This is a genomic window from Sphingopyxis sp., from assembly GCF_016463645.1.
Taxonomy (GTDB): Bacteria; Pseudomonadota; Alphaproteobacteria; order Sphingomonadales; family Sphingomonadaceae; genus Sphingopyxis.
In genome coordinates this window covers 1-3,890 of record NZ_JAEMQX010000210.1, presented here as the reverse complement: position 1 = coordinate 3,890, position 3,890 = coordinate 1, and the positions used below count along the sequence as shown (strand labels likewise).

Sequence of the window (3,890 nt, the reverse complement as noted above, 5' to 3'; positions counted from 1 at the left end):
CCCGCCGCGTTGAAGAAGGCGAGGATCAGCCACATGACGCTGTGGACCGGGTTGCGCGCGAAAATCACCATCGCCGCGGAGGCGATGACGATGGTCGCGAAAAGGTAAAAGGCGATAAGCTGGATCATGTGCGCGCGCCCTTATCGCCAGGGCGCGTCGGCGGCAAGATTCGCCGCGATCGCGCGTTCCCATTTGTCGCCATTGGCGAGCAGCTTGGCCTTGTCATAGAGCAGTTCCTCGCGCGTTTCGGTCGCGAATTCGAAGTTCGGCCCCTCGACGATCGCATCCACCGGGCACGCTTCCTGACAGAAGCCGCAATAGATGCATTTCGTCATGTCGATGTCGTAGCGCGTCGTGCGGCGCGAGCCGTCGTCGCGCGGCTCGGCCTCGATCGTGATCGCCTGCGCCGGGCACACCGCTTCGCACAGCTTGCACGCGATGCACCGTTCCTCGCCGTTCGGATAGCGACGCAGCGCATGCTCGCCGCGGAAACGCGGGCTGAGCGGGTTCTTCTCGAAGGGATAGTTGATCGTCGCCTTCGGCTTGAAGAAATATTTCAGCGTGAGGGCGTGCGCCTTCACAAATTCCCACAGCGTGAAGCTTTTGATGAGGTGGGCAATGGTACTCATGAATACCTCGTCAGCATCAGATAGCCGGAGATCAGGAATATCCAGATCAGCGAAATCGGCAGGAAGACCTTCCAGCCCAGCCGCATCAGCTGGTCATAGCGGTAGCGCGGGACGGTCGCCTTGACCCAGCTGAAGATGAAGAAGAAGATCAAAATCTTGATAAACAGCCAGACGATGCCGGGAACGACATAGAGCGGCGCCCAGTCGATCGGGGGCAGCCAGCCGCCCCAGAAGAGCACCGCGTTGAGCGTGCACATCAACAGGACGTTGGCATATTCGCCGAGCCAGAAGAGCGCGAAGCTCATCGACGAATATTCGGTCTGATAGCCCGCGACGAGTTCCGATTCCGCCTCGGTCAGATCGAACGGCGCGCGCGCGGTTTCGGCGAGCGACGAGATCAGGAACATCACCGCGAGCGGGAAGAGCAGCAGGTTGAAGCCGAAGGCGTTGACGATGCCGAGCCCGTGGCCCTGCTGTGCTTTCACGATCTCGTTCATGTTGAAGCTGTCGGCGAAGAGCACGACGCCGATCAGGATGAAGCCGATCGAGACTTCGTAGGAGATCATCTGCGCCGAGGCGCGAAGCGCGGAAAAGAAGGGATATTTCGAGTTCGACGCCCAGCCCGACAGGATCACGCCATAAACGCCGAGCGACGAGATGGCGAGAATGTAGAGCAGCCCGACGTTGATGTCGGCGAGCACCGCGCCCGAATTGAACGGGATTACCGCCCAAGCGAGCAGCGCCACCGTGAAGGTGATGATCGGCGCGATCAGGAACAGCCCGCGGTTCGCCGACGTCGGGATGATCGTTTCCTGCAGGAAGACTTTCAGACCGTCGGCGAAGCTCTGCAACAGGCCGAAGGGACCGACGACGTTGGGGCCGCGGCGCAGCGCGATCGCCGCCCAGATCTTGCGGTCGGCATAGATGATCATCGCGACCGCGAGCATCAGCGGCAGCGCGATGAGCAGGATGCCGCAGATCGTAGCCAGCGCCCACGCGGCTTCATACGACATGGTGACGTGAGCCCATTGCCACGGCAGACCAAGAAACTGGAAGTCCTGAAAAAACTCGGTCACAGCGACCACCCCCTGTCGTCACCCCGAACTTGATCCGGGGTCCATGGATGCCGGATCAAGTCCGGCATGACGAAATTGTCCACGACGCAGCTCATTTCCCTGCCCCGTCCTGGTTGCGCCAGCCGTTATGCGGGCCGGGTTTCTCCGACTTGCGCGGGTTGAAACCGCGCCAGACCGAATAGCCCATCCCGACCAGCAGGATGCTGGCAATCGCATGCACCGGGGTCATTCCCCTGCTCCTTTAGTTGGTAACCGGGCGTCGAGAAGCCACAGCAGCCCCGCTCCGAAAAAGGGCCAAGCAGCCGACGACAAACCCGACGCCAGCGCAGTGAGCACGATCAGGATCGCACTCGGGCTATGTGTTTCATAGGGCGAAGCAACGCCGCTCGACACCATGTCCCACTGACTGCCAAGCACACCAGCAAAGGTCATCGCGGCAACGATAATCGCAACCCAGAACAGGATCAGCGATCCGTTGCGCATGGATTTGGCGTAGAGGCTCACTCAGCGGCCTCCGCAAAATCTGCGCCATGGATCAGCTCTTCCGAGCAGCGCTGCATCGTCGGCGACGCGCGGCAGATGGCGTTGGTGAGGTAGAAATCCTTGATCGGCGACGGGATCGTGCGCGCCTCGGGCTTGGCGGGCAGCTTGGGCACCGTCCAGCCATAGTCGGCGATGCCTTCGACGCCGAGCGCCGGCACCGCGGCGATCATCGCCGCGCGGCACTGCGCAAAGCTGTCGAAACCGACCGACACGCCGAGCGCATCGGCGAGCGCGCGGAAAATACTCCAGTCCTCGCGCGCGTCGCCGGGTGCGAACACGGCCTTCTCGCTGCGCTGGACGCGGCCTTCGGTGTTGACCGTGGTGAAGTCCTTTTCGGTCCACGCGGCCGCCGGCAGGATGACGTCGGCGGCATGCGCGCCCTTGTCGCCATGGTGGCCGGCATAGACCTTGAACGTGTCGGGCAGCGCCGTGAAATCGACCTCGTCGGCGCCGAGGAAGAAAGCGAGCTTCGGCTTCGCCGCGATCACATCCCTGATGCCGCCGGGCAGGCCGTAGCCGAGCATCAGCGAACCCATGCGCGCGGCCGAGAAATGCACGACATTATAGCCGTTCCAGCCGTCCTTGACCGCGTTCACCGACTTGGCGAGAGCAAGGCCCGCGCCGTGGACGCCGGGAACCGACAAGGCGCCGCCACCGAAGACCAGCATCGGCCGTTCGGCGCCCTTGAGCGCGTCGAGCACATGCGCGGGAAGCTTCGTCACGAGCGAGGCGTCGTCGCCGAGCCACTCGGTCTTGTACGTGAGGTCGGTTTCGGGGCCGATGGCGAAAACCTTCGCGCCCTTCTTCCACACCGCCTTGCGGATGCGCGTGTTGATCAGCGGCGCTTCCCAGCGCAGATTCGTGCCGACGAGCAGGATCACGTCGGCATTTTCGGCCTCGGCGATACCCGTGTTGAAGTTGACCGCCGACAGGCTGGTGACGTCATAGTCGAGCCCGGTCTGGCGCCCTTCGAGCAGGGTACCGCCGAGTGCGTTCACCAGCGTCTTGGCCGCGAACATCGTCTCGCAATCGGCGAGGTCGCCCGCGATCGCCGCGACCGATGAACCCGCGTTCACCGCCTTGATCGCGGCAAAGGCTTCGGCCCAGCTCGCGGGCCGGAGCGCGCCGTTGACGCGGACATAGGGCTGGTCGAGGCGGCGACGGGTCAGGCCGTCGACATGGTGGCGCGTCTTGTCGTTCGCCCATTCCTCGTTCACGTCATCGTTGACGCGCGGCAGCACGCGCAGCACCTGACGGCCGCGCGCATCGATCCGCACGTTCGTGCCGACCGCGTCCATCATGTCGATGCCGAGCGTCTTCGAAAGCTCCCACGGACGCGCTTCGAACGCATAGGGCTTGCTGGTGAGCGCGCCGACCGGACACAGATCGACGACATTGCCGCTGAGTTCGCTCGCGACCGCGCGTTCGAGGTACGACGTGATCTGCATGTTCTCGCCGCGATAGATCGCGCCGATATCCTCGACGCCCGCGACTTCCTCGGCAAAGCGCACGCAGCGCGTGCACTGGATGCAGCGGGTCATCACCGTCTTGACGATCGGACCCATATATTTCTCGGTGACCGCGCGCTTGTTCTCGTCATAGCGCGTCGCGCCGCGGCCATAGGCGACCGACTGGTCCTGCA

5 protein-coding genes and 1 pseudogene are annotated in these 3,890 nt (G+C 63.3%); all 6 read right to left on the bottom strand.

What is annotated here, in order from left to right:
• Positions 1–128 (bottom strand): annotated as a pseudogene (locus JHC57_RS21560) (NADH-quinone oxidoreductase subunit J); the annotation flags it as partial.
• Between the two features lie 12 nt (positions 129–140).
• A complete protein-coding gene (nuoI, locus tag JHC57_RS21555; protein WP_294032630.1) occupies positions 141–629 on the bottom strand; it encodes an NADH-quinone oxidoreductase subunit NuoI in 489 nt (162 codons plus the stop codon).
• On the bottom strand, positions 626–1,642 hold the full coding sequence (gene nuoH, locus JHC57_RS21550; RefSeq protein WP_294032631.1) for an NADH-quinone oxidoreductase subunit NuoH: 1,017 nt from the start codon (positions 1,640–1,642) through the stop codon (positions 626–628). Before nuoH ends, nuoI begins: the two co-directional genes overlap by 4 nt.
• Positions 1,643–1,796: 154 nt before the next feature.
• Entirely contained in the window at positions 1,797–1,934 is a 138-nt protein-coding gene (locus tag JHC57_RS21545; protein WP_171013333.1) for a hypothetical protein, read from the bottom strand.
• Positions 1,931–2,209 (bottom strand): hypothetical protein, encoded by a 279-nt coding sequence (locus JHC57_RS21540; RefSeq protein WP_294032629.1) that lies wholly within the window; start codon positions 2,207–2,209, stop codon positions 1,931–1,933. The genes JHC57_RS21545 and JHC57_RS21540 overlap by 4 nt, the downstream gene beginning before the upstream one ends.
• The coding region (locus JHC57_RS21535; protein WP_294032628.1) for a molybdopterin-dependent oxidoreductase at positions 2,206–3,890 on the bottom strand (1,685 nt) is incomplete at its 5' end. The genes JHC57_RS21540 and JHC57_RS21535, both read right to left, overlap by 4 nt.

What these genes read in the sequence shown, in the direction of transcription:
- nuoI (WP_294032630.1), bottom strand. Translation starts at nt 629, where the DNA reads ATGAGTACCATTGCCCACCTCATCAAAAGCTTCACGCTGTGGGAATTT.
- nuoH (WP_294032631.1), bottom strand. Translation starts at nt 1,642, where the DNA reads ATGTCGTATGAAGCCGCGTGGGCGCTGGCTACGATCTGCGGCATCCTG.
- JHC57_RS21545 (WP_171013333.1), bottom strand. Translation starts at nt 1,934, where the DNA reads ATGACCCCGGTGCATGCGATTGCCAGCATCCTGCTGGTCGGGATGGGC.